Source organism: Herbaspirillum frisingense (assembly GCF_047325095.1).
Taxonomy (GTDB): Bacteria; Pseudomonadota; Gammaproteobacteria; order Burkholderiales; family Burkholderiaceae_D; genus Herbaspirillum; species Herbaspirillum frisingense.
In genome coordinates this window covers 833,623-851,647 of sequence record NZ_CP168558.1, presented here as the reverse complement: position 1 = coordinate 851,647, position 18,025 = coordinate 833,623, and the positions used below count along the sequence as shown (strand labels likewise).

16 protein-coding genes and 2 pseudogenes are annotated in these 18,025 nt (G+C 62.2%); 3 read left to right on the top strand and 15 right to left on the bottom strand.

Translation table 11 applies throughout. From position 1 onward, the window contains the following. Window positions 1–193: 193 nt before the first annotated feature. The 6 genes from ACEOAC_RS03965 to ACEOAC_RS03940 all read right to left on the bottom strand — a co-directional run bounded on the left by ACEOAC_RS03965 (window position 194) and on the right by ACEOAC_RS03940 (window position 4,290). On the bottom strand, window positions 194–487 hold the full coding sequence (locus tag ACEOAC_RS03965; RefSeq protein ID WP_241813560.1) for a lipid asymmetry maintenance protein MlaB: 294 nt from the start codon (window positions 485–487) through the stop codon (window positions 194–196). A gap of 31 nt (window positions 488–518) precedes the next feature. Continuing rightward, window positions 519–1,160, bottom strand: a complete 642-nt coding sequence (locus ACEOAC_RS03960) for a phospholipid-binding protein MlaC (RefSeq protein WP_241813561.1) — start codon at window positions 1,158–1,160, stop codon at window positions 519–521. Window positions 1,161–1,439: 279 nt separating this feature from the next. Continuing rightward, window positions 1,440–2,177 carry a VacJ family lipoprotein gene (locus ACEOAC_RS03955; protein ID WP_077236054.1) on the bottom strand — a complete coding sequence of 246 codons (738 nt, stop codon included), beginning with the start codon at window positions 2,175–2,177 and terminating at the stop codon, window positions 1,440–1,442. Then, entirely contained in the window at window positions 2,174–2,650 is a 477-nt protein-coding gene (gene mlaD, locus ACEOAC_RS03950) for an outer membrane lipid asymmetry maintenance protein MlaD (protein WP_006461562.1), read from the bottom strand. Before mlaD ends, ACEOAC_RS03955 begins: the two co-directional genes overlap by 4 nt. A gap of 60 nt (window positions 2,651–2,710) precedes the next feature. Continuing rightward, on the bottom strand, window positions 2,711–3,490 hold the full coding sequence (gene mlaE, locus ACEOAC_RS03945; protein ID WP_102663538.1) for a lipid asymmetry maintenance ABC transporter permease subunit MlaE: 780 nt from the start codon (window positions 3,488–3,490) through the stop codon (window positions 2,711–2,713). After that, complete coding sequence (locus ACEOAC_RS03940; RefSeq protein ID WP_006461560.1) at window positions 3,487–4,290, bottom strand: ABC transporter ATP-binding protein; 804 nt, start codon at window positions 4,288–4,290, stop codon at window positions 3,487–3,489. The genes mlaE and ACEOAC_RS03940 overlap by 4 nt, the downstream gene beginning before the upstream one ends. Window positions 4,291–4,715: 425 nt before the next feature. Between ACEOAC_RS03940 and ychF the strand changes: the two genes are divergently transcribed. Beyond that, window positions 4,716–5,807 carry a redox-regulated ATPase YchF gene (ychF, locus tag ACEOAC_RS03935; protein WP_006461559.1) on the top strand — a complete coding sequence of 364 codons (1,092 nt, stop codon included), beginning with the start codon at window positions 4,716–4,718 and terminating at the stop codon, window positions 5,805–5,807. A gap of 145 nt (window positions 5,808–5,952) precedes the next feature. On the opposite strand, the gene ACEOAC_RS03930 is transcribed toward ychF, so the two are convergent. Further along, window positions 5,953–7,083 carry a helix-turn-helix domain-containing protein gene (locus ACEOAC_RS03930; protein WP_413443461.1) on the bottom strand — a complete coding sequence of 377 codons (1,131 nt, stop codon included), beginning with the start codon at window positions 7,081–7,083 and terminating at the stop codon, window positions 5,953–5,955. Next, on the bottom strand, window positions 7,076–7,312 hold the full coding sequence (locus tag ACEOAC_RS03925; RefSeq protein WP_413443462.1) for a killer suppression protein HigA: 237 nt from the start codon (window positions 7,310–7,312) through the stop codon (window positions 7,076–7,078). Before ACEOAC_RS03925 ends, ACEOAC_RS03930 begins: the two co-directional genes overlap by 8 nt. Window positions 7,313–7,417: 105 nt before the next feature. On the opposite strand from ACEOAC_RS03925, the gene ACEOAC_RS03920 reads away from it, so the two are divergent. Next, window positions 7,418–7,819, top strand: coding sequence for a winged helix-turn-helix transcriptional regulator (locus ACEOAC_RS03920; RefSeq protein WP_413628702.1), 402 nt, complete (start codon window positions 7,418–7,420; stop codon window positions 7,817–7,819). On the opposite strand, the gene ACEOAC_RS03915 is transcribed toward ACEOAC_RS03920, so the two are convergent. Continuing rightward, complete coding sequence (locus ACEOAC_RS03915) at window positions 7,781–8,518, bottom strand: type I restriction-modification system subunit M (RefSeq protein WP_413443463.1); 738 nt, start codon at window positions 8,516–8,518, stop codon at window positions 7,781–7,783. The two genes, ACEOAC_RS03920 and ACEOAC_RS03915, sit on opposite strands and share 39 nt — an antisense overlap. 313 nt (window positions 8,519–8,831) lie before the next feature. On the opposite strand from ACEOAC_RS03915, the gene ACEOAC_RS03910 reads away from it, so the two are divergent. Continuing rightward, the gene (locus tag ACEOAC_RS03910; protein WP_413443464.1) at window positions 8,832–9,872 is read left to right on the top strand and encodes a restriction endonuclease; all 1,041 of its coding nucleotides are present in this window, start codon (window positions 8,832–8,834) and stop codon (window positions 9,870–9,872) included. Window positions 9,873–10,017: 145 nt separating this feature from the next. Here the strand turns inward: ACEOAC_RS03910 and ACEOAC_RS03905 are convergent, their stop codons facing one another. From ACEOAC_RS03905 to ACEOAC_RS03880, 6 genes and pseudogenes are all read right to left on the bottom strand, one after another. After that, complete coding sequence (locus tag ACEOAC_RS03905) at window positions 10,018–10,815, bottom strand: ABC transporter ATP-binding protein (RefSeq protein ID WP_413628701.1); 798 nt, start codon at window positions 10,813–10,815, stop codon at window positions 10,018–10,020. Continuing rightward, window positions 10,815–12,607: pseudogene (locus ACEOAC_RS03900) on the bottom strand (ABC transporter permease subunit). The gene ACEOAC_RS03905 and the pseudogene ACEOAC_RS03900 overlap by 1 nt, the downstream one beginning before the upstream one ends. 19 nt (window positions 12,608–12,626) lie before the next feature. Beyond that, entirely contained in the window at window positions 12,627–13,679 is a 1,053-nt protein-coding gene (locus ACEOAC_RS03895; RefSeq protein WP_413628700.1) for a branched-chain amino acid ABC transporter permease, read from the bottom strand. A gap of 140 nt (window positions 13,680–13,819) precedes the next feature. Further along, window positions 13,820–15,882: pseudogene (gene paaZ / locus ACEOAC_RS03890) on the bottom strand (phenylacetic acid degradation bifunctional protein PaaZ). A gap of 109 nt (window positions 15,883–15,991) precedes the next feature. Continuing rightward, window positions 15,992–17,137, bottom strand: a complete 1,146-nt coding sequence (locus tag ACEOAC_RS03885) for an ABC transporter substrate-binding protein (protein WP_413444547.1) — start codon at window positions 17,135–17,137, stop codon at window positions 15,992–15,994. Between the two features lie 106 nt (window positions 17,138–17,243). Further along, window positions 17,244–17,864, bottom strand: a complete 621-nt coding sequence (locus ACEOAC_RS03880; RefSeq protein WP_413444545.1) for a TetR/AcrR family transcriptional regulator — start codon at window positions 17,862–17,864, stop codon at window positions 17,244–17,246. Window positions 17,865–18,025: the final 161 nt, after the last annotated feature.

Genomic DNA, 18,025 nt, shown 5'->3' with positions numbered 1-18,025 from the left:
TCGTTATGCCATCGCGGTCAGGCCGCAGATCGCTGGTATTCAGGTTTTGCCGGGCTCAGGTGAAGCCACGTTCAAGGGAGGAAAAATCCGGTGCACGAGGCCGCAAGCGCGCCTGCAAAACATTCGATTATAGGGGAATTCGATTTTCCGGGCCGCCGCGGGTCATCCGCACCGGCCGGAGGGACTGGACCGATCAGTGATGTCGATCGGTCGCGGAGGTAGGCGCCGCCGTGCCTTGCAGCAGGGCGGAAACACCGTAGAGGTCGGCCAGGCTCTGCAGATTGGCCGGCAGGGTGCCAAATTCCAGCGCTGCGCCACGCTCGGCAGCCGCGCGCCGCCAGGCCAGCAGTGTAGCCACGGCCGAGGAATCGACCACGGTCACCTCGCTCACATCGATGCGGCCCTGCCCGGCGGCGATGGCCGAGAGGCCGTCGCGCAGGACAGTACTGGCATTGGTGAAGGTCAGCGAGGTGCCGGGCTTGAACATGGTGCAGGTTCTTTCGGATCGGTGAAGAAAATTACTTCTTGCCGTTGCTGCGGGCAGCCAGTTGCTGGTTCTTGTCGCTCAACGCCTTGATCAGGCCGTCGATGCCGCCCTTGCTGATCTCGCTGGAGAAAGTGCCGCGATAGGCCTCGACCAGCCAGGCGCCCAGCACGTTGACGTCATACAGCTTCCAGCCGTCGGCCTTCTTTTCCAGGCGATAGCTCAGCTGGATGGGTTCACCGCCACGCGAGGAAATGACCTGCGAGTTCACTTCCACTTCGGTATCGCCAGGGGCGGCGCGCAGGGGCTTGAATTCGATCTTCTGGTCACGGACCTGCGACAGGGCGCCGGAGTAGGTGAACACCAGCAGGCTGCGGAACTGGGTGATCAGCTCCTTCTGCTGTTCCGGCGTGGCCTGGCGCCAGTATCGGCCGGCGGCCAGCTGGGTCATGCGCTCGAAGTCCACGTACGGCAGGATCTTCTGTTCGACCAGTTGCATGATGCGGCCGTTGTTGCCGGCCTGGATGTCCTTGTCGTTCTTGGCGGTGTCCAGCACCTCCGAACTGATGCGCTTGACCAGGGCATCCGGAGCCTCCTGGGCGGAAGCGGCGCCCGAGAAGGACAGGGCGGGAACGGCGATGGCGGCAATGGCGAAAAGTTTGGCAAGCATCTTCATAAGTGGTTTTCCATTCGAGTCAGCGGAAGGGGCCGGATTCTGCACGGGCAGGCATGCGCATCGGCATGCTTCCGGCAACCAGCGTCGGCGACCAGCGCCGGCAACTCCTTCGAAACCCGCCAAATGACGGGGTTCCCGTGCCGTCACAGTTGGCTACGGGTGTTACAGATAATGCAGTTCAGCAGGTTTTCAAGGGCCGCCGCACTGGCGGCGATGCAATCGGCATCGCAGCCAGCGGGGCGCAGCCGGGCCAGTCAGCCAGGCCGGCCGATCAGGGCTTTACGGCTCGATGGTGTTTTCCGGCTGATCCTTGCCGCCACCGGCGCCATTGATCTGGCTCTGGCGACGTTGCAGGTAGGCATCACGCACGAAATCGTACTTGTCCAGCGCGGCGTCTTCCAGCAGGGTCGAGGCATCCAGCAACTGGGCGCGGCGGTCGACGATGCGCACCACCGCACCGACGTTGCGCCAGCGTACCGGACGCTTGTAGGTCCACAGGTCGCCATACAGGTCCACCGGCAGGCCGGCGGTATCACGCACGGTCGACGGGCCGAAGAACGGCAGCACCACGTACGGGCCCGAGCCTACGCCCCACTTGCCCAGGGTCTGGCCGAAATCGGACTTTTCACGCGGCAGGCGAGCTTCGGTCGCCACGTCCAGCACGCCACCCAGACCGAAGGTGGTGTTGATGGCCACGCGCATGAAGGTCGATACACCCTGCTCGACGCGACCCTGCAGCAGCTGGTTGATCGACGACCACAGGTCGCCGATGTTGCCGAAGAAGTTGCCCACGCCATGCTGCACCGGATTGGGCACCACCGCGTCATAGGCCTGCGCTGCCGGCTTCAGGGCCACCTTGTCGACCGTGTCGTTGAAGCTGAACATGGTCCGGTTGAAACCTTCCAACGGATCATTGGGATTGTTGCTGGTGCTGGCGCAGCCGGTCAGGGCTGCGGCTGCCAGGGCGATGGCGCCCAGGCGGCTCGCGTAGGCGGTGTTGATGGTCTTCTTATTCATTTTGAATCATCCTTTCCCTCTGCCGCCTTGCTGTAGAGGAACTGACCGATCAGGTTCTCCAGCACGATTGCGGATTGCGTCATCTTAATGGTATCGCCCGAAGCCAGGTTAGCAGTATCGCCGCCCGGTTCGATGCCGATGTATTGTTCACCCAACAGACCCGAAGTCAGAATCTTTGCGGAGCTGTCCTTGGGGAATTTGTAGCCTTCGTCCATGTTCAGCATCACCACGGCGCGGAAGGTCTGGTCGTCGAAGCGGATCGAGTCCACGCGGCCCACCACCACGCCGGCGCTCTTGACCGCCGCACGCGACTTCAGGCCGCCGATGTTGTCGAAGCTGGCCTTGAGCGCATAGGTCTTCTGACCGAAGGACATCGAGCTCATGTTGCCAGCCTTGAGCGCCAGGAACACCAGCGCAGCCACGCCCAGCAGCACGAAGATTCCAACCCAGGCATCCAGTGATTTACGTTGCATAGTTCAACCCTCTATATTCATCGTCGCCCGCGTACGGGCGCTCTACATTCTTTGCCGCGATCAGCTGAACATCAGCGCGGTCAGCAGGAAGTCCAGGCCCAGCACCATCAGCGAAGCGATCACCACAGTGCGGGTGGTGGCGCGTGCCACCCCCTCCGGCGTGGGCTGCGCCTGGTAACCCTGGAACAGCGCCACGAAGGTCACTGCCACGCCGAAGACGACGCTTTTCAGCACGCCGTTGGCGATATCGTTCCAGACGTCCACCCCGCCCTGCATCTGCGACCAGAAGGCACCTTCATCGACGCCGATCAGCAGCACGCCGACCACATAACCGCCCATGACGCCCACGGCACTGAAGATCGCCGCCAGCACCGGCATGGCGATGACACCTGCCCAGAAACGCGGCGCGACCACGCGTTGCAGCGGGTTCACGGCCATCATCTCCATGGCCGACAGTTGCTCGCCGGCCTTCATCAGGCCAATCTCGGCGGTCAGCGAGGTCCCGGCGCGCCCGGCAAACAGCAGCGCAGTCACCACCGGACCCAGTTCACGCGTCAGCGACAGGGCCACCAGCAGACCCAGCGCCTGTTCGGAACCGTATTTATTGAGCGTGTAATAACCCTGCAGACCCAGTACGAAGCCCACGAACAAGCCGGACACCGCGATGATCACCAGCGAATAGTTACCGATGAAGTGGATCTGGTCGGTAATGAGGCGCGGACGACGCAGCAAGCCCAACGAGGCGCCCAGCATGTTGACGAACATGCGCGTGGCAAAGCCGACCCCGACCACGAACTCCCGGATACTGCGGCCCAGGCCGCTGACGAGACCGACGATCATGCGCCGCCTCCCAGACCCAGGTCCTCGGCCAGCGACTTGCCGGGATAGTGGAAAGGCACCGGCCCATCGGCCTCGGCGTGGACAAATTGCTTCACATAGGGATCGGTGGAATGACGCATCTCTTCCGGTGTACCCTGGGCCACGATCTTGCCGGCGGACAGGAAATACACATAATCGGCGATACCGAAGGATTCATTGACGTCGTGCGACACCAGGATGGATGTCGACCCCAGCGCATCATTGAGACGACGGATCAGGTTGGCGGTCACACCCATGGAAATCGGATCGAGGCCGGCGAAGGGCTCGTCATACATGATCAGCGCCGGGTCCAGCGCGATCGCCCGGGCCAGCGCCACGCGCCGCGCCATGCCGCCGGAGATTTCCGCCGGCTTCAGCGCTGCCGCATTGCGCAGGCCGACAGCGTTGAGCTTCATCAGGACCAGGTCGCGGATGAGCGTTTCATCCAGGTCGGTATGCTCGCGCAGTGGAAAGGCCACGTTGTCGAACACCGTCATGTCGGTAAACAGCGCGCCGTTCTGGAACAGCATGCCCATCTTGCGACGCAACAAATACAGTTGTCCGGTCCCCAGGTCGGGCACGTTTTCGCCATCCACTTCCACCCTGCCCTGCTGCGGCTGCAACTGTCCGCCGATCAACCGCAGGATGGTGGTCTTGCCCGAACCGGAACCGCCCATGACCGCCACCACCTTTCCGCGCGGGAAATCCATATGGAGACCGGACAGGATCGGCCGGTCGCCATAACGGAAGTGCAGATCGCGGATTTCAACGATATTAGGCAAAGGGATTCTTCGAGTTCTTTGGAAAACCGACATTGTAGAGCAAATTTTACAAATCGCTTTCAAGAGGGCAATACAGCGTGTAAATGGCCGCGGCGAAACGAGCCTTTTCTTTACAAGTTGCATGCAATTTAGAGGAACTTGATAACTATTGCCAACAACCAACTTGCTGACGAATGAGTCAGTTAAATATTGTGCATTTCAGATATTTCCCATTGCGTGGCATATACGCAACGAATTCATATACAAAAGACAACACGGGTGTGATTTGCCCCCAAAACGCTCCATGTCGAGGGGCCCTCATGGTTTCCCGACAAGGATGCCGGCGCACCGAGGACCAGCCCGGAAGAACAATGCAGCCAAGCAAAGCATAGGGTTGCGGCGCACGGCTTGCTACAATGTCGGTTTTGCTTTCGGAAGAATCTGTCATGAGCCTCAAATGCGGCATCGTGGGTCTGCCCAACGTCGGTAAGTCCACCCTTTTCAACGCGCTGACCAAGGCCGGCATCGCCGCCGAGAACTATCCGTTCTGCACCATCGAGCCCAATGTCGGCATCGTGGAAGTGCCCGATCCGCGCCTGAAGGCGCTGGCCGAGATCGTCAAGCCTGAGCGCATCCTGCCGGCGACCGTCGAATTCGTCGACATCGCCGGCCTGGTGGCGGGTGCCTCCAAGGGTGAAGGCCTGGGCAACCAGTTCCTCTCGCACATCCGCGAGACCGACGCCATCGTCAACGTGGTGCGCTGCTTCGAAGACCCCAACGTGATCCACGTTGCCGGCCGCGTCAGCCCGCTGGACGACATCGCCGTGATCCAGACCGAACTGGCCCTGGCCGACATGGGCACGGTCGAGAAGGCCATCCACCGCGAACAGAAGAAAGCCCGTTCCGGCGACAAGGACGCCGCCAAGCTGGTCGCCCTGCTGGAACGCATCATGCCGGCGCTGGACGAAGCCAAGCCGGTGCGTGCCCTGGGCCTGGATGCCGAAGAGATGCTGCTGATCAAGCCGCTGTGCCTGATCACCGCCAAGCCGGCCATGTATGTAGCCAACGTGTCCGATAGCGGCTTCACCAACAACCCGTTGCTGGACCAGCTGACCGGCTATGCCAAGGAACAGAACGCCCCCATCGTGGCCATCTGCGCCGCCATCGAAGCCGAGATCGCCGACCTGGACGACGCCGACAAGGTCGACTTCCTGGCCGACATGGGCATGGAAGAACCGGGCCTGGACCGTCTGATCCGCGCTGCCTTCAAGCTGCTGGGCCTGCAGACCTACTTCACCGCTGGCGTGAAGGAAGTGCGCGCCTGGACCGTGCCTGTCGGCGCCACCGGCCCGCAAGCCGCGGGTGTGATCCACACCGACTTCGAGCGCGGCTTCATCCGCGCGCAGACCATCGCCTTCGAGGACTACATCGCCTGCAAGGGTGAGACCGGTGCCAAGGAAGCAGGCAAGATGCGGGCCGAAGGCAAGGAGTATGTGGTCAAGGATGGGGATGTGATGAACTTCCTGTTCAACGTCTGAGACAAGACATTTCAGAGTATTTCGCCTCTCTGCCTCATTGAGTGCGCATCAACGACAAGCCCCGCATCAGCGGGGCTTGTCGTTTGAGTCAGATCATGAGCGCAAACGCATCGGCAGATAAAGGTTTCTGACGGCGACCATCAACTCAGACGGCGCTTTTTTCGCCGAACCGCAAACTCTGCTTAAGATCGTTCATCCATGAAGGCGCAATCAAGCCATCATGTTGCAGTCGCCCCACCACGATGCCCGAATGCACACCAACCCTGCTTGCAAATGCCTTGACCTCAAACTTGGTCTTCAGTTTCGGCAAGTCGCCCTCATACTTCTCGGGGATCAGGCGGCTACGAGCCCAGGCATCCGCCTCCAGCTCTTGCGGGTCCTGTCTGTCTGTGGCATTGGGATCGTCGAGAAAGATGGATTTTTTCTCTTCCCTGCTATTGGCATGCAACAAGATGTGCGCAGCCTCGTGGAAAAAACTGAACCAGAATTTGTCATTGGTCCTGCCGTAGAGCGACAGCTGAATCAGTGGACGCGTCGGACTCAACCAGCGCGCCACCCCGCTAACATGCGCCCGGGAAATGGCAGGCACGAGAACCAGCGACACCCCGGCATCGTGCAGCAAGGCGCGCAACTTCGGCTCGAACACGTCAGGAGCATGCTGCGTCAAGCCGCGGATAGTCTCCAGCGACCTCTCGAAACGACCTCTGTCATAGGGGGGACCATCAAGCTTTTCCGCCTGCTGCTCACCTAATCGAAGCCAGGCCGAAATGGCGCCGACGTCACTCTGCTCGGAGCGGGTACGACGAAACGCCACCTGCATTCCGCCGTAGTGAGTACGCCACTCGTCTGGCGTAGCGACGCCAAAGAAGCGCAGACAGCTATCCACAAGGCCGGGCTTATGCTTGCCGTCAACCCGTTGTTTCGGAATGGCACCACACGCCATCAGCTCCCGAAGCGGCAATTCATCCAGCCAGGAAATCCAGGCCGCATGAAGTTCAGCCGCCCGCAGACGCGCCAGGTGCTTCTGGAAATTTGCCTCCAGCGCCAACCAGAAATCCATGGTGCCACCCAGCACACGTTCCAGACGCTGCGCAGCATCCTGCGTGAGCGCCACCTTGCCATGGATAAGCTGGCTGACGTGCTTTTCAGTGTAACCCAGCCGCTGCGCCAACTCGGCCTGGGTCCAGCCACGCTCCTCGGCCAGGTCGAGAACGGATTCCCCCGGGGGCAGGACCCAGTCTGGAGCAAAGGAAGCGCTCTGATCAGCCTCAATCATGGTAATCCCCTATGTATTCAATGCAGATGATCGTGACCTCGGACCAGTCGATCGCACCATCCTCGCCGGTGGGACAAGGGTCGTGATCCGGAGCAAAGACGAGTCGCCAGCCACCGGCAAGATCCAGGGCGAACTGACCGTGACGGTCTCCTTTGAGGGGGTGCGGGTTGCCGGCAACCAGATCGCTCACACGTGCGGCAGCTTCCAAAGCCTGGAGACGCAAAATCATGTTGATTTGCATTGAAAACTGACCCACTTTCCCAGGAAATTTGCATCCAAAGTTGACCCATGTTTAGACCACAATCCTGCTCATGACAGCGAGCGGGAGAACGGAGTGATAGACGTGGCCCTACTTGGAATTATTCGACGCTGGTACATCAGAGACCGCATCTCAATTCGGGAAATCGCTCGCAGGCTCGACATTTCCCGCAACACAGTTCGCCGCTACATCCGATCCGATGTCAGCGAACCCGCTTATCCAGCAAGGCGTTCGCCAAGCTCGCTCGATGAATTCACCGCCAGGCTCTCTGCTTGGCTCAGCGCAGAGGCGGTCAAATCTCGGAAGCAAAGAAGGACCCTGAAACAGATGTTCCTGGACTTAAGAGAACTGGGATACGAGGGGTCGTATGACCGGGTGGCTGCCTTCAGCAGGCAATGGAAGGTGGGTCAAATGGAGAGGGTCAAATCTGCGAGCAAATCAACAGATGTGCGCATCAAAGTGTTTTTTCGCTTGTAACAACAGCGATCCGGAACCACAAGCCGGGTCGTAGATCTTGTTGACGGTTTTCTGACCATGCATGGCCAACTGTGCGATCAACTTGGACACATTCTGCGGTGTAAAAAACTCGCCCCCCGACTTGCCGGCATTGGCGGCATAGTTGGAGATCAGGAACTCGTAAGCATCGCCGAACAGATCGATGTGACTCGCATCAAAATCGCCGAAATCCAGTCCTGCCACCCCCTTGAGCACCGCAGCCAACCGGGAGTTCTTGTCCTTGACCGTGTTGCCGAGTCGGTTGCTGGTGGTATCGAAGTCCGCAAACAAACCCTTGATGTCCTGCTCGGATTCATAGCCGCTGGCCGATCCCTCGATGGCGGAAAAGATCGCAGCCAGGTCTGTGTTCAAACTTTCGTTGGTGGTAGCCCGGGCAACCACGTTGACGAACAGTTGGCTCGGGTAGATGAAATACCCCTTGGTCTTGATGGCGTCATCCTTGGCGGCTGCGATGTTCTCATCGTCGTCGTTCATCTCGGCGTAATCCACTGAGGGATCACCGCCGGTGATGTAATCAGTAAAGTTTTCGCTGATGAAACGATAAAACAGGCTGCCGAGCACATATTGCTTGAAATCCCAACCATCGACCGCGCCGCGTACCTCATTGGCGATTTGCCAGATCTGGCGTTGTAGTGCCGCGCGCTGCTGTGTGCTTGTCATCGTCATTTTCCCTTTTTGAATCTGTTGCAATGGACCACGCGAAAAATCAGCACCCGGCGGCGTGCGCCTGCAATGCCAGCCGATGCCGCGCTGTACTCATTGAGCATAGTCCTGAATCGCGGGAGTCTACCATTTGGAGGCCTTTTGGGCATCCTGGCGACGGCTAGCCAAGATCAGCCCGGCAGCCCACGAAATACTCTGCAACCGGCGCTACCTTAGCCAATGGCGCCCGGTGAGCCTAGGTTTCAGCTATCATCGACGCCGACCATCGCATGCGCATCAGCCGCAGAAAACAAAAAAGGGGAAACGATCCATGGCCATCTGGCTCATCCGCGCCGGCTCCCACGGCGAGTACGAACACAAGTTCATCCAGGAAAATCGCGTCTACGTGACCTGGGACGACCTCGACGTCGACCTGTCCAAGATGCAGCAGCGTGGTGAGCTCACCGCCGCAATGATGCAGCGCTATACCGAGGCCAAGCCCAAGACCATCCAGAACTGGGTCAGCCAGGTCTGGCGCTTCGGCCACGACATGAAGAAGGGGGACCTGGTGATAGTCCCCCTGAAATCCCAGCCTGCGGTCTATATCGGTGAAATCACCGGCAACTACCAGGCCCTGCCAGCCGGTCCCAGCCCGTTCTTCCATTCGCGCGCGGTCAAGTGGATCGGTGAGGCCATCCCCCGCACCCACTTCGGCAAGGACCTGCTGTTCTCCTTCGGCGCCTTCATGACCATCTGCCGTATCCAGCGCAACAACGCCGAAGAGCGGATCGCCGCCATGCGTGCCAGTGGGTGGAAGGCCGAGGCCCTGGCCGACGCCACCAAGGGGGTGACCGTGGCCAGTGTCGACGAAGAAGTGGTCGATACCGATCTGGACGAGCTGGCGCGAGACCAGATCGCGTCGCTGATCGCTGCCCGCTTCAAAGGCCATGGCTTGACTCGCTTGATTGAAGGCATCCTCAAGGCGCAGGGCTATACCACCTATCGCAGCCCTGAAGGAGCCGATGGCGGTGCCGATATCCTGGCCGGCTCCGGCCCCCTGGGCTTCTCTGCGCCGCGCCTGTGCATCGAGGTCAAGTCGGAAGATTCGCCCATTGGTCGCGAGCCTGTGGATAAATTGCTAGGGGCGATGACCAAGTTCAATGCCGATCAGGGATTGTTCGTGGCCTGGGGCGGCTTCAAACGCAACGTGCAGAAGGAACTGGCCTCACAGTTCTTCCGCCTGCGCCTGTGGACTCAAAAGGAAATCCTGGAGCAACTCTTCGAACAATACGAGCGACTTGACGAGGATCTCAAGGCTGAGCTTCCTCTCAAACGCGTGTGGATGGTCGCTTCACAGGAAGAAATCCTGTAAATCATTTTTGCCGGTCACAGGTTTTATTCCTGGTGGATACATCACTTGGCCGGTGAGTCTTGGCACATGGCCTGATGCTGGCCTACATTCCCTTATCTGCGCCAAGGCGCTGGCATAGCTCGTCAACACCACTGACCAGCCAGGCTCACCCCCGCCCCACCCCCAGATAACTCTCCACAATCCGCCCATCCGCCCCCAGCACCACCGCCGGCCCTTCGCAGACAATCTCCCCCATCTCCAGCACATAGCCATAATCAGCCACCTGCAATGCCGCCCGCGCATTCTGTTCCACCAGCAAGGTCGCCACGCCGGTACTGCGCAGCTGGCTGATGATGGCAAGAATCTCGCGCGTCACCAATGGTGCCAGGCCCAGGCTGGGCTCATCCAGCATCAATACCTGCGGCTTGGCCATCAATGCTCGACCTACGGCGAGCATCTGGCGTTCGCCGCCGGAGAGCGTGCCGGCGGCCTGCTTGCGGCGTTCCTTCAGGCGTGGGAACAGGGTGTACACGAAATCCTGCTGATCCAGATAACCCGCTTCACCATGGCGACGACGCTTGTAGGCCCCCAGCAGCAGGTTGTCTTCCACCGTCATGCTGGCAAACAGTTCGCGCTTTTCCGGCACCAGCGAGAGGCCGCGTGCGACGCGCTCTTCGATCTCCATCCGCCCCACATCCTCGCCCTGGAAGACGATCCTGCCACTGGCCGTGGCGCCCGTGGGCAGCGCGCCCATCATGGCGTTGAGCAGGGTGGACTTGCCGGCGCCGTTGGGGCCGATGACGGTGACGATCTGGCCGGCCCGCAGGGATAGCGCGGCATCGGTCAGCGCGGCGACCTTGCCATAGCGGGCCGAGAGGCCACTGACCTCCAGCAGGACCGGGGCAACGGCAGTGCGTACTTCGGCCTGCTCCTGCAGCGGCAGGCTCATGGTGGCGGCGGTCATCATTGGGCTCCTCCGAGATAGGCTTCCAGCACGGCAGGGTGGACCTGGATCTGTGCCGGCGTGCCCTCGGCAATCTTGGTGCCGAATTCCATGACCACGATGTGGTCGGTCAATTGCATGACGAAGTCCATGTCATGCTCCACCAGCAGCACCGCCATGCCTTCGCCGCGCAGCTTGTCCAGCAGCGCCGCCAGGGCTTGCTTCTCCTTCAGGCGCAGGCCGGCGGCGGGTTCGTCCAGCAGGAGCAGCGCGGGGTCGCAGCAGAGTGCACGGGCGATTTCGAGAATGCGCTGCTGGCCCAGCGCCAGGCTGCCGGCAGGCCGGTCCAGCATGTTGCCCAGGCCGACGCGCTCCAGCTGGTGGCGGGCCTCCTGCAGGATGCGCGCTTCCTCGGATGCATTGGCGCGCACCAGGCTGGCGAGGATGCCGCGCTGCGGGGGGCATATTCACCACGACGGAAGGCCCCCATGGCAGCGTTCTCCAGCACGCTCATGCCCGGCACCAGGCGCACATGCTGGAAGGTGCGGGCAATGCCGCGACTGCAGATTTCGCGTGACGACAATCCCGCCAATGACTGGCCGCGATAGTCGAGCTTGCCGCTGGTGATCGACAACACACCGGTCACGAGGTTGAAGGTGGTCGACTTGCCGGCGCCGTTCGGCCCGATCAGTCCGACGATCTCGCCAGCCTTGACCGCGAAGCTGACATCGTTGACCGCCACCAATCCGCCGAACTGCTTGCGGGCCGATTCGACCTGCAGGATGACTTCTCCCCGCTGCGGCTTGGGCAACTGTGCCAGCGGCGCGCCACCTGTTCGCAAGCTATGCACCCGGCGCTGGCCGAAGCGCGCCTGCAGGCGCGGCCACAGGCCTTCGTTGGCGAACTGCAGGAAGATCACCAGGGCAATGCCGAAGACGATGGCTTCGAAGTTGCCGCCGCTCCCCAACAGGCCGGGCAGCCACTCCTGCAGGAAGTTGCTCAACACCGCCAGCAATCCCGCACCCAACAGCGCACCCCAGACATGGCCGGCACCGCCCACCACCACCATCAACAGGTAGTCGATGCCGTATTTCAGTCCGAAGGGCGTGGGATTGACCGCCTGTTGCAGATGCGCGTAGAGCCAGCCCGAGATGCCCGCCAGTACGGCGGCATAGACGAAGATGACGATCTTCAGCCGGGCGGTATCCACACCCATGGACTCGGGCATGACGTACCCATATTTGAGCGCCCGCACCGCACGACCGGCGCGCGAGTCGAGGAAGTTGACGACCGAAACCAGCGCCAGGATCACCACGCCCCAGATCAACAGATACATCGAGCCACCGTTGCCGAACTCGAAGCTGCCGATGCTGATGGCGGGGATACCATTGATGCCATCGTGCTTGCCCAGCATCTCCAGATTGCCGAACAGGTAGTACAGCGACAGCCCCCAGGCAATCGTGGACAAGGGGAGATAGTGGCCGGAAATGCGCATGGTCAGCGCGCCGATCACCAGCGCCGAGCAGGCGGTCAGGGCGATGCCGGCCAACAGGCCGACCCAGGGCGAGAGGCCGAATTGCGTGGTGAGATAGGCGGTGGTGTAGGCGCCGATGCCGACGAAGGCCGCCTGCCCGAACGAGATCAGGCCGGCCACGCCGGTCAGCAAGACCAGCCCCAGGGCGACGATGGCATACAGGCCGACATAGGACAGCAGGGTCACCCAGAACGGCGGCAGGCCCAGCTGCGGCAGGGCCAGCACGACGGCGAAGAACAGCACCGGCCAGGCGGCGCGATGGGTCATGAAGGATGGCATGGATGGCATGGTGGAGACCTCAGGCTTCTTCGTCGATGTGGTGGCTGGTCAGCGACCGCCACAGCAGGATGGGCAGGATGACCGTGAAGACGATCAATTCCTTGAACGAGCTGGCCCAGAACGAGGAAAAGCTCTCGACCAGGCCCACCGAGACCGCACCCAGTGCCGCCAGCGGATAGCTGGCCAGTCCGCCGAAGATGGCCCCCACGAAGCCCTTCAGGGCGATGATGAACCCCGATTCGTAATTGACAATGGAGAAAGGCGCGATCAGGATGCCGCACAGCGCACCGATGCCGGCCGCCATCGCAAAGGACAGCTTGCCGGCCTGGTTGATGCCCACGCCCACCAGTCTGGCGCCGAGCCGGTTGACGGCGGTGGCACGCAAGGCCTTGCCGGTGAGCGTACGTTCGAAGAAGAGATAGATCACCGCGATCAGCGCCGCCACCGTCACCAGCACGATCACGCTCTGTCCCGACACGGGACTCTCGCCCAGGTTGAACTGCAGATCGGTGAAGGGCCGGGTATTGCTGCCTTCCGGCCCGAACATCAATAGCCCCAGCCCGACCATGGCCAGGTGCACGCCCAACGAGACGATCAACAGCACCAGCACGCTGGAATGCGCCAGCGGCTGGTAGGCCACGCGATAGATCATCGGCCCCATCGGCACCACGATGAGCAGTGCCAGCAGGATCTGCAGCGGCATGCCCAGTGTCTGCAGGTCGACGTAACGGGTGATTGCGACCACCAGCAGCGGCACCAGTACCTGCGTGGCCAGCATCCAGGGCCAGCGTCGCCGCAGGCGCGCGCGGGATTGCGGCAGGCGCAATGCGCTGCCGGCTTCCACCGCCAGCGTCACGCCGCCCAGTGCCAGCAACAGCAAGGCCGTGCCGGGTGCCTGGCCGTTCTGGATCGCCGCCAGCGTCAAGGCGCCGAAGGCGACGAACTCGCCCTGCGGCAGGAAGATCACCCGCGTCACCGAAAACACCAGCACCAGCGCCAGCGACAACAGCGCATAGATGGCGCCGGTGGTAATGCCGTCCTGCACCAGCACGGTCAATATGCTTGCATCCATTTGTCTCCTCCTGTTCTGCCGGCCGTCGCAGTTCGGGCTGCGGCTGGCCGGGCAGGTCTCCGGCTCCGTCGAGCCGTTTATATTTTTTATATCATTTACGCAATCAACGACTGCCGGCATCCAGCCGTTCAGTCATATGACTATGCGGCCACCGGACGCTTGGCCACCAGGGTCAGGATGTCGTAGGACGCGACCAGCTCGTCCTCCTGGTTGCTGACCTCCACATCCCAGGCGACCACGCCCTGCCCCTGGCCATTGGCGTCCTTCCTGTTGCGGTCGATCTTGCGCTTGCAGGTCAGCCGGGCACGCAGGGTGTCGCCGATGCCGACCGGCTTGACGAAGCGCAGCGTATCCAGCCCGTAGTTGGCCAGCACCGGCCCGGGTGCCGGCGAGACGAACAGCCCGGCCGCCGCCGAGAGCACGAAGTAGCCGTGGGCGATGCGCTTGCCGAAGGGCGACTGGCGTGCCGAGATGTCGTCGAAGTGCATGTAGAAATGGTCACCGGAGAGGCAACCGAAATTCACGATGTCGGCCTCGGTGACGGTGCGTCGATGGGTGCTCAGCGAATCGCCGATCTGCAGGTCTTCGAAATAGTGACGGAAGGGGTGGATGTCCGATTCACGGACCTGGGCGCCGCGCACATGCTCGCCGACCACCGCCGCCAGCATGGTGGGCGAACCCTGCACCGCACTACGCTGCAGGTAATGCTTGACCGCCCGCGCCCCGCCCAGTTCTTCGCCGCCGCCGGCACGACCGGGGCCGCCGTGCTTGAGCTGCGGCAGGGGTGAACCATGGCCGGTGGATTCCGGCGCCGATTCGCGATCCAACACCAGCAGGCGGCCATGCCAGGCGGCGGCCGCAGGAATGACACGTGCCGCCACGGCGGGCGTGCGCGTGACCAGGCTGGCCACCAGGCTGCCGCGTCCGCGGGCGGCCAGGGCCAGGGCTTCGTCCAGGTCGTCGTAGGGCAACAGGGTGCTGACGGGGCCAAAGGCTTCGACTTCATGCACCGGGCTGCCAGCGGCCGTGTCGCGTGCCAGCAGCAGGGTCGGCGCGAAGAAGGCGCCCTCGGCCACACCCTCGCCCTGCGGCTGGAATGCCGTGCCGGCACCAAGCAGGATGTCGGCGCCCTGCTTCAACAGCGCCAACCGTTGCTCGACATCGCGCTGCTGGTCACGGGAAGCCAGCGGCCCCATGCGCACCGACTCCAGCGCCGGGTCGCCGACCACGATCTTGCGCAACCGCGCTGCCAGCCGTTCAGCCACGGCATCGACCTGCTGGCGCGGCACGATGGCGCGCCGGATGGCGGTGCATTTCTGGCCGGCCTTGGTAGTCATCTCGCGTGCCACCTCCTTGACGAAGAGCTCGAACTCTTCATCGTCCGCGCTCACATCCGGGCCAAGGATGGCGCAGTTCAGCGAATCGGCCTCGGCGTTGAAGGGAATGGCATTGGCAACCAGATTGGGGTGGACCCGCAGGCGGGCGGCGGTGTCGGCCGAGCCGGTGAAGGTCACCACGTCCTGCGGCTGCAGGCGATCCAGCAGGTCACCGGTGCCGCCGATCACCAGTTGCAGGCTACCGGCCGGCAGCAGGCCGGATTGCTGGATCAGCCGCACTGCAGCTTCGGCTAGATAGCTGGTGGCAGTGGCCGGCTTGACGATGCAGGGCATGCCCGCCAGGAAGCTGGCGCGAATTTTTCCAGCATGCCCCAGACCGGGAAGTTGAAGGCATTGATATGCACCGCCACGCCGCCGCGCGGTACCAGGATGTGGCTGCCGGCGAAGCGGCCCTGCTTGCCCAGCGCAAAGGCCGGCCCCTCATGCAACAAGTTGGAGGACGGGAATTCATTGGTGCCGATGCTGGCATAGGTGAACAGCGTGCCGCTGCCGCCTTCGATGTCGATCCAGCTATCGGCGCGGGTAGCACCGGTGTGGGCGGAGATGGCGTAGAGCGTCTCCTTGTGTTCGGTCAGGTACTTCGCCAGGGCCTTGAGGCGGGCGGCGCGTTGCTGGAAGTCCAGCGCCAGCAAGCCGGGCAGCCCCTGCTGGCGGGCGTGATCCAGTGCTTCGCCGAAGTCGATCGCCTCGGCGTGGGTGGTTGCGACGGCACGGCCGTTGACGGCGCTGTGCAAGATCTGGGCGGGACTCTCGCCGAGCCAGCGGCCGGCAATGAAACTCTGTAGCTGCGGTGTACGTACCGTCATGGGAACTCCTGTGGACGTGAAGATGCTGGCGCACCCGGCTGAAGGTCAGCCCGGGTGCATGGCCGGCATGGGAATCAAATGGCCTGAAGAGGCCGACCTACAAAGCGGATCAGGGCTGGTATTGCCAGGCGCCATCGACGATCTTGACCATCACCGAGGCGCGCTGGTCCAGACCCAGGTGGTCGCTGGCCGACATGTTGTAGACGCCGTGTACGCCGGTCACTTCACGGGTGGCTTCCAGCGCGTCGCGCAGGGCGGCGCGGAACTCCGGGGTACCGGGCTTGGCACGCTTCATCGCCACGGGAATGGCTGATTGCAGCAGCACGCCGGCATCCCAGGCATAACCGCCGAAGAGGGAGACACTGTCCTTGCCGTGGGCGGCCTCATAGCGGGCGGTATAGTCCAGCGCTACCTTGCGGATGGGATTGGTAGCCGGCAGTTGCGCCGCCACCAGCACCGGGCCGGCCGGCAGCAGGGTGCCATCCAGCATCTTGCCGCCCACCCGCAGGTAGTCGGCATTGGCCACGCCATGGGTCTGGTAGATCTGGCCCTTGAAGCCACGCTCCTTGAGAGCACGCTGCGGGACCACGGCCGGGGTGCCGGAGGCGGCGATGAGGATCGCATCCGGCTTGGCCGCCACCAGTTTCAGGGCTTGTGCGGTGGCCGAGGTATCAGTCGGAGCGAAGCGTTCGTTGGCCACCAGTTCCAGTTTCTTGAGTCCGGCGGCCTTCTTGAATTCCTCGTACCAGCCTTCACCGTAGGCATTGGCATAACCGATGAAGGCCACACGCTGATAGCCCCGCGCCACCATGTCGCGGGCGATGGCCAGCGACATCATGATGTCATTCTGCGGGGTCTTGAAGATCCACTTCTTCTTGGCATCCATGGGCTCGACGATGCGGGCGGCCGCGGCCAGCGAGATCATCGGCGTCTGCGCTTCGGCCGCGACCTCGATCATCGAGATCGAGTTGGGGCTGACGGAAGAACCGACGATGACATCGACATTGTTTTCGGTGACGAAGCGGCGTGCATTCTTGACCGCCTGCGTGGTGTCGGAGGCGTCGTCGAGGACGATGTAGTTGATCTTCTGCCCGGCGATGGTGGTCGGCAGCAGCGCGATGGTGTTCTTCTCCGGAATGCCCAGCGAGGCGGCCGGACCGGTGGTGGAGACGGTGACGCCGACGTTGATGTCGGCGTGAGCGAGGTGCATGCAGCCGGCCAGGGCCAGTGCAAACAGCGGACGGAAAAACGGCAGTCGAGGTGGACAAATAGAGGGCAAGCGGTACGGCATGGAGTCTCCTTGATGGTGTTGTCATTGTGGTGTGCATGCCTGCAATGACGCGACCGATCAAGGGCTCACGTCATCGTTTCTTCCTGGGGACGCCGTCCAGGCCCACGGCGCCGATACCACCGAACAACAGATCGGACACGACCACCGCCATGCGCTCATGGGTCAGCTCGCCATCGGGCTTGAGCCACATGAACATCCAGTTGATCATGCCGAACAGAAGCATCGCCAGCGGCTTGGCCATGCGACTGCGATCCAGCTCCGGGCGCACCGCGCACATGGCATCGGCCACTGCCCTGACCACCTTGCGTTCGCCGGCCAGGATGCTTTCCTGGTCCTCCGGCGCCAGGAAGCGCACGTCCTCGGTCAGCACGCGATGCTCGTTCTGGGCGTCGCGGTATTCCTCCACGAAGCGCTGGATCAGCAGGCGCAGGCGTGGCTCGGGTGGCAGGTCCTGCTGTGCCACCTCATCGACCAGAGCGCACAGGCGGTCGATATGGCCTTCGCAGATGGTCATCAACAGTTGATGCTTGTCGGTGTAGTAGTGATACAGCGAGGCCTTGGACAGGCCACATGCCAGTGCCACTTCATTCATCGATGTGCCGGCGAAACCGTTGCGCGCGAACAAGGCTGCCGCCTGTTCGATGATGGTCTCGCGCTGGTTGTCGTATCCCGCTGCACGCTTGCGTGGCATAAGTGCGTCCTCTTTGATATTTCCGCAAAGTCATGATTGTGCCGTAAATCAAAACTCTTACGAAACATCTACGCAACATCTGCAACCAGCACAGCGTCCGACCTCTCCAGCTGCCCTGCCCGACCATCGGTGCATCCCGAACTTTCCGATACCGGTCAGGA

What these genes read in the sequence shown, in the direction of transcription:
- ACEOAC_RS03965 (WP_241813560.1), bottom strand. Translation starts at nt 487, where the DNA reads ATGTTCAAGCCCGGCACCTCGCTGACCTTCACCAATGCCAGTACTGTC.
- ACEOAC_RS03960 (WP_241813561.1), bottom strand. Translation starts at nt 1,160, where the DNA reads ATGAAGATGCTTGCCAAACTTTTCGCCATTGCCGCCATCGCCGTTCCC.
- ACEOAC_RS03955 (WP_077236054.1), bottom strand. Translation starts at nt 2,177, where the DNA reads ATGAATAAGAAGACCATCAACACCGCCTACGCGAGCCGCCTGGGCGCC.
- mlaD (WP_006461562.1), bottom strand. Translation starts at nt 2,650, where the DNA reads ATGCAACGTAAATCACTGGATGCCTGGGTTGGAATCTTCGTGCTGCTG.
- mlaE (WP_102663538.1), bottom strand. Translation starts at nt 3,490, where the DNA reads ATGATCGTCGGTCTCGTCAGCGGCCTGGGCCGCAGTATCCGGGAGTTC.
- ychF (WP_006461559.1), top strand. Translation starts at nt 4,716, where the DNA reads ATGAGCCTCAAATGCGGCATCGTGGGTCTGCCCAACGTCGGTAAGTCC.
- ACEOAC_RS03930 (WP_413443461.1), bottom strand. Translation starts at nt 7,083, where the DNA reads ATGATTGAGGCTGATCAGAGCGCTTCCTTTGCTCCAGACTGGGTCCTG.
- ACEOAC_RS03925 (WP_413443462.1), bottom strand. Translation starts at nt 7,312, where the DNA reads ATGATTTTGCGTCTCCAGGCTTTGGAAGCTGCCGCACGTGTGAGCGAT.
- ACEOAC_RS03915 (WP_413443463.1), bottom strand. Translation starts at nt 8,518, where the DNA reads ATGACAAGCACACAGCAGCGCGCGGCACTACAACGCCAGATCTGGCAA.
- ACEOAC_RS03910 (WP_413443464.1), top strand. Translation starts at nt 8,832, where the DNA reads ATGGCCATCTGGCTCATCCGCGCCGGCTCCCACGGCGAGTACGAACAC.
- ACEOAC_RS03905 (WP_413628701.1), bottom strand. Translation starts at nt 10,815, where the DNA reads ATGACCGCCGCCACCATGAGCCTGCCGCTGCAGGAGCAGGCCGAAGTA.
- ACEOAC_RS03895 (WP_413628700.1), bottom strand. Translation starts at nt 13,679, where the DNA reads ATGGATGCAAGCATATTGACCGTGCTGGTGCAGGACGGCATTACCACC.
- ACEOAC_RS03880 (WP_413444545.1), bottom strand. Translation starts at nt 17,864, where the DNA reads ATGCCACGCAAGCGTGCAGCGGGATACGACAACCAGCGCGAGACCATC.